The organism is Cyanobacterium stanieri LEGE 03274, from assembly GCF_015207825.1.
GTDB classification, from domain to species: domain Bacteria; phylum Cyanobacteriota; class Cyanobacteriia; order Cyanobacteriales; family Cyanobacteriaceae; genus Cyanobacterium; species Cyanobacterium stanieri_B.
Genome location: NZ_JADEWC010000017.1, coordinates 61,252 through 67,251 on the forward strand (window position 1 = coordinate 61,252; position 6,000 = coordinate 67,251).

General features: G+C 37.5%; 6 protein-coding genes and 1 pseudogene. 4 read left to right on the forward strand and 3 right to left on the reverse strand.

Features of this window, described 5'->3' with window-relative positions; translation table 11 throughout:
• The first annotated feature begins 112 nt into the window (after nucleotides 1–112).
• Nucleotides 113–859, forward strand: a complete 747-nt coding sequence (locus IQ215_RS08905) for a hypothetical protein (RefSeq protein ID WP_193800960.1) — start codon at nucleotides 113–115, stop codon at nucleotides 857–859.
• 30 nt (nucleotides 860–889) lie between these two features.
• Here the strand turns inward: IQ215_RS08905 and IQ215_RS08910 are convergent, their stop codons facing one another.
• Nucleotides 890–1,261 carry an AbrB family transcriptional regulator gene (locus IQ215_RS08910; RefSeq protein WP_193800961.1) on the reverse strand — a complete coding sequence of 124 codons (372 nt, stop codon included), beginning with the start codon at nucleotides 1,259–1,261 and terminating at the stop codon, nucleotides 890–892.
• Nucleotides 1,262–1,432: 171 nt separating this feature from the next.
• Between IQ215_RS08910 and IQ215_RS08915 the strand changes: the two genes are divergently transcribed.
• Both IQ215_RS08915 and dprA read left to right on the forward strand, forming a co-directional pair.
• Nucleotides 1,433–1,876, forward strand: a complete 444-nt coding sequence (locus IQ215_RS08915) for an Rrf2 family transcriptional regulator (RefSeq protein WP_193800962.1) — start codon at nucleotides 1,433–1,435, stop codon at nucleotides 1,874–1,876.
• Between the two features lie 8 nt (nucleotides 1,877–1,884).
• The gene (dprA, locus tag IQ215_RS08920) at nucleotides 1,885–3,069 is read left to right on the forward strand and encodes a DNA-processing protein DprA (RefSeq protein ID WP_206688559.1); all 1,185 of its coding nucleotides are present in this window, start codon (nucleotides 1,885–1,887) and stop codon (nucleotides 3,067–3,069) included.
• A gap of 21 nt (nucleotides 3,070–3,090) precedes the next feature.
• Here the strand turns inward: dprA and IQ215_RS08925 are convergent, their stop codons facing one another.
• Nucleotides 3,091–3,858, reverse strand: a complete 768-nt coding sequence (locus IQ215_RS08925; RefSeq protein WP_193800963.1) for a hypothetical protein — start codon at nucleotides 3,856–3,858, stop codon at nucleotides 3,091–3,093.
• Nucleotides 3,859–3,924: 66 nt separating this feature from the next.
• On the reverse strand, nucleotides 3,925–5,535 hold the full coding sequence (locus IQ215_RS08930; RefSeq protein WP_193800964.1) for an MFS transporter: 1,611 nt from the start codon (nucleotides 5,533–5,535) through the stop codon (nucleotides 3,925–3,927).
• Between the two features lie 211 nt (nucleotides 5,536–5,746).
• Between IQ215_RS08930 and IQ215_RS08935 the strand changes: the two are divergent.
• Nucleotides 5,747–6,000 (forward strand): annotated as a pseudogene (locus IQ215_RS08935) (polyphosphate:AMP phosphotransferase); the annotation flags it as partial.

The window sequence follows — 6,000 nt, forward strand, 5'->3', positions numbered from 1 at the left end:
TTGCTTAAAAGTATTTACATTAACTATCATTTTAAAGGATAAGAAAAATAACAAATCTTAAAAGATAGTTTAAGTTGATGTTTAAGAGTCAGTGGAGTGAGATATGGTAGAAATGAAAGATTTTTTTCTAGGTTTATTCTTGTGGTTGGGAAGTTCAACTTTTTTGATGGTTTTTTTGAGTAGTCAAAACCCATCCCAAAATAAGTCTATCTCCACTCCTCGGCGTAAAAAATTATTACAAATTTCTGAACAACAAAAGATTATTATTGATAATTTACAAGGGCAATTGAATACTAAAACAAAAGAGTTACAACAAGCCCAAACAGATATTATTGAATTACAGTCTGATTTGAATGTTTCTAGTGAGGAGTTAGAATCTAGCCAAGATAAATATCAAGCCCTCCATAAAGAGTTTACCCGCAAGGTGGCTGATTTGACTAATAAAATACTGGAATTGGAACAACAAAACTCGTTTTTAACTCAAAAATGCGAGGTATTACCCAAGGAGGTAAGACAAAATTTACAGGCAAAATATTTTCAGCAGTTGGAGTCTTTATTGACTAATTATCCTACGGCGAAAATTATGGTTAGGTTTAAACCAGATTTACCCGCTAAGAGTGTGGTATGTCTATTAAAACCTTTGGAGGAGTTGTTGGCGGGGTGGGAGATAACTCCCGTTGGGCAACCATGGCGACGGGTAAATTTTAACCCTAATTTACACCAACCAGATGCTGATGATATTAGGGAGGGGGATTGGGTTTATGTGCGTTTTGTGGGTTATGCCCAACAGGATGAGGTTTTGGTTAAAGCGAAGGTGAGTCGTTTTTTACCAGGGCAAGAGGGTAACAAAACCCCCTAAAGTGGGGTGGTTTGGTTGAGAGGTGAAATTTTATTCTTCCTCTACTTGTTTAAGGTGGATATTTTTGCGTCCTAAAACAACTTCAAATTCATCCCCTGGTTTTAAGCCCATTTTTTCGGTGTAGGCTTTACCGATGGATAAGTTACCGTTAGATTGAACATTGATGCGGTAGTTAGCGCTTCTACCTCTTTTTTTTGCTTCGGTGGTGGAGTCGTTGTCTAGGCTAATGCCTTCGGCTTCTATGAGGGCATTTAAAAATTTTACCATGCTGACTCTTTTTTGTTTGCCTGATAGGGTGTAATATCCACATTCAATGGCTTTTTCTTCTCGGGATGCGTCACCCATCTTTTTTACTTTTTTGAGTAACTCTTTTCCTGTTAATGGTTTTTGTTTTTTTGACATTTACTTTTATTTTACTATTTTTTGACCAGCTATTTTTTTTTGATTTAAAAAAGACTAATATCTCTTTTTGTTTCTGATCTATAATATACTAAAATAGCATTTTTTAATTTTATTTCTAAACTTATTGTTCTTTTATATGCTATATCTGTTTTTTTAATATTTTTTCTTTGTATGAAGTTAACTACTAAGGGACATTATGCAGTTAAGGCTTTGTTAGATCTTAGTTTACAACCTAATTTTAAACCTACTTCTGTAAGGGCGATCGCCCTTAGACAAGATATACCAGCACCCTACCTAGAAAAGATATTAATAAAAATTCGTCAAGCGGGGTTAATAAATTCCGTGCGAGGGGCGCAAGGGGGCTATCAATTAGCTTATCAAACCGATCAAATATCCCTCGGACAAATATTAGAAGCAGTGGGGGAAAATTTAGAGTCAATGCCCTTAGATATTAATAGTCAAAATAATTCAGCTGACTGGGTTACAGTGGCTTTATGGCGTAAATTAAATCAAAAAATAAAACAAGCAATTTATAGTATAACTTTAGCCGATTTATATTATGATGCCCGTAGTCGTCAGGCTTCTCAGGGAGAAGAAAATAATTTTATCGTATAGGATGAAAAATGATTAATAACCGAGAAAAAAAGTATTGGTTGGCATGGTCAAATATTAAAGGATTAGGAGCAACATCTATCAGAAAAATAGCCCAAACTTTTGACAGTTTAGAAACCGCTTGGGGGGTTTCTTCGCAACAATTATTAACAGTAGATGGCATCGGTAAAAAAATTTCTGAAACCATCGATCAACAAAGAAGAAAAATTAATCCTGACGCTCTTTTTGAAGAACATATTCAAAAAAATCCGTTTTTTTGGTGTCCCAATGATAACCTATATCCCCATTTATTATCAGAAATTCCTAGCCCTCCTACTATTCTTTATTACAAGGGAAAAGTAGTAGAAAAAGAAAACAATGGTATTACCCCAATGATTGGTATTGTCGGCACTCGAAAACCCACCGAACATGGGCGCCGATGGACATATAATATAAGCAAGGCTTTAGCTCAACAGGGATTTATCATAGTGTCTGGATTAGCCGAAGGAATCGATACCGTTGCCCATCGAGCTTGTTTGGATGTGGGGGGGAGGACTATCGCTGTATTAGGTAATGGATTAGATCGAGCCTATCCCCTGAGTAATCGTGATTTGATGGCAGAAATCGCCGAAAAGGGCTTAATTTTGACCGAATATGCCCATGGTAGTCGTCCGGAAAGGGGAAATTTTCCCGCCCGTAATCGTATTGTAGCGGGATTATGTCGGGCGGTGTTAGTGATGGAAGCACCAGAAAAATCGGGAGCTTTGATTACAGCGCACTATGCCACGGAGTTTAATCGAGATGTTTATACTCTACCTAATACCCCTGATAATTTTCGGGCTAGGGGATGTTTAAGGTTAATCCATAAGGGGGCAGAAATTATAGTTACCACGGAGGAGTTATTATCTAGTTTGGGGGCGATTCCCAATTTAGATCAACCCGAGCAATTATCTTTATTTACAGAAAACGGGCAGGGGTTTAGAAATGATACCAAAACGGGTATTCCTACCCTTGCAAAACCAGAAGAGCCTAATTTAACCCCTCCTTTGAGTATAGTATATGGTGCGATCGCCCCTGAACCCACATCCCTAGATACTATCGTCATTACCACAAAAATGCCCATGGCACAAGTATCAGGGATACTCCTACAACTAGAATTAGATGGACACATTAGCCAATTACCCGGAATGAAATACAAAAAAACAATGGATAATTGAAAATGCAACACTATTGCCCAGTTAATAACTTAAACTAGAACGGAGAGTAAGATTTAAATCCCTTCTCGTATCAAAAGAAATTACCTCCACAGAAGAAGGGCGCTCACGGAGAAATAAACCAGCCAAAGCACCTAAACCAGCGCCCCCTAAAACCTTCTCAGTGGAAATAACTCGATTACCCGTTACCCCTGAAATTAAAGTAGCAGCAGCAGCCCCAGCCAAAGCCCCTTGCCAGATAGAATCACTATTACCACCCCTTTCAATTACTTCAGTGCGCGTTACCACATTAGATTCAACATTGATAGGCATTCTTGTGCCATTAGGATAAATAATAGTTCTACCAACAAACAACGAACCACGGCTACGATTAGCGGGGCGGATTTCTCCTTCAATACGACTATTGACAGGAATAACAATGTTACCTCGATTATCTCTTATATCTCGATCAACGGTGAGGGTAAGGGGTAGGGTTTCTTCTCTGGTGACATAAATCTTAGTGGCGCTAGTATCTTCCGCATAGTAGGTGGGAACATTTGTGCCTGTGGGTAGGCTTAATGTGCCATTTTGCTGGGAAATATTACCATTATTATTGTAGATAGGGCGGTTATTTTGATTAGGATTAAAGCCCCTACCTGGAAAAGACTCATTGCGAAAATGTCTGGAATTGCTACTTTGGGCAGCTACGGAAGTGATACCAGTGCTAGAAATCATCCCCATACAAAGGGCAAGGGAAATAATAGATTTTGATTTGGCAAAGGAAAAAACTTTTTTGGAAGTTAAATTAGACATAATAATAAAATACTTTTCAAATCATCAATTAATATATTTAGACCATCTTAAATAGTAAAAAGTTCCTTAGTTATAATTTTTCTGATCCAATTTTTGTCTGATTTGACTATGATATTCCCTGGTGATAGGATAAAAATAGGCAAGAATTATGCCGATAACTAAAACAATGGCAGGTAATACCGAAACCACCAAGCGGATAGCAAGGAGTGCCGAAGAGGGCTGAATGGGGATAGCTTCTCCGGGGATGTTACGGATAAATCCTGATGCGTCTAGGGCAATACCCACGAGGAATAAACCAAGGGCTAGTCCAAATTTTTGTAATAACACCATAAAACCATAAAAAATGCCCTCTCGTCTTTTACCTGTGTTGAGTTCATCAAGATCGATAACATCGGGTATCATAGACCAAGGGATAAGGTAAGCCACGGAGACTCCAAATCCTGCGAGAATGGCAAGAAGATATAGCAAGGTAGTTTGCCCTGGTTGAATGAGAAATAAACCAACTTGGGCGATAATCCAAATGGTTGAGCCGAGGAAATAGACTATTTTTTTGTCTAATTTTTTACCGATCATTTGCCAGACAAATAACATAATTAAGGCTGTACCTTGAACGGCGATCGCAACTTGGGGGAATACGCTTTCGGGTAATCCCATCCAATTCACCACAAAAAAGAGCAAAATGGAGGCGGTGAGTTGTACGGCTAACCATGAGCAAAGATAAATGGCGATGACAAAAAGGAAGGGTTTGTTACTAAAGACGATTTTTAGTTGACGGAAAAAGGGTATTTGTTCTTGATTTTCTTTGTTTTTGCTTTCTTCTGCTATTAATAAATGTGGTTCTATTTTACCTGTGATAAATGTCCATGCCATGGCACTTAACATGATGGTAAAAAACAAAAAAATAATACTTTCAAATATATCTTGAGGTGTGGTACTATTAACAATCTTGAAAATAGCAAATATAGCTAATATTGTGGCAATTGCTATTAATAAAAAACCCAAATTTTTACGCTTTGGTTTAGTTAACAATGGTTTTTTACCCCTTTCTTGTAGTTGTAAGGGACACCAAACTAAGGCAACTAAGGCAATTAAACTCGATAAAAGTCCGAGAATTAAATATTTTTCTTGGTCTTGACCATCATAAATATCAAAGATAATTCCTGCTAATATTAACGAAAAAATACTAGCCCCAATGGAAAAACTAAAACGAAAACTGTTTAAACTGGTGCGCTCGTTATAATCTTTGGTTAACTCTGGGGTAAGGGCTTGATAGGGTAAATTGACGGAGGTATAGCAAATGTGAAAGGCGATCGCCACTAGCATATAATAGATGAATAGATAGATATTATTATCAAAATTAGGTACTATCCACATCAAGCTAAAACAAAGCACAAAAGGAATCGCCCCAAGTATCATCCAAGGAATGCGACGGCCCCAAGGGGTTGAGGTGCGATCGCTTAACATTCCAATGATAGGATCATTAATAGCATCACTAATCTTACCAATCATTAAGATACTACCAGCCAAACTAGGGCTTAAACCCGCCACATTAGTAAAAAAAGGCAACAGGAAAAAAATTAATAAATTAGCAGATAAAGCAGTGCCAACATCTCCCGCCCCAAAAGCTAATTTCGTTGTAAAAGCTAACTTTTCCGTCTTCTTTGTAGATGCAACCATCTTTTTTTCTTCCTAAAAATTAGTATGGGGGAGGAGTCCAATATTTATAAAATAAAACCCAAAGTTAAATATAGCATTCTTATTTATTAAGTTATGAATTATTAACTAACCTCTTTTCCCCAAGAAAACAACCGATATTATATGAACAACAGTAAACCTAATAACCATAACATTTAGTTTAGGTTTTAAACTATCAATAAACTCTTAATCCATGTTAAACACCCTCGATTTAAACCTATCCCTAGACAAAAAAAACTATCATGAGCAAATAGAAGCCCTTATGATTGAGTTGCGATCGCTCCAAAACACCTGTTGGCAACAAAAAATCCCCATCATAGTGGTGCTAGAAGGCTGGGCAGCGGCAGGAAAAGGGAAAATAGTTCAAAAAATAACTAACTACATGGACCCCCGAGGATTTGACGTATATCCCACCCTAGCGCCCACCACCCTAGAACAAAAATATCC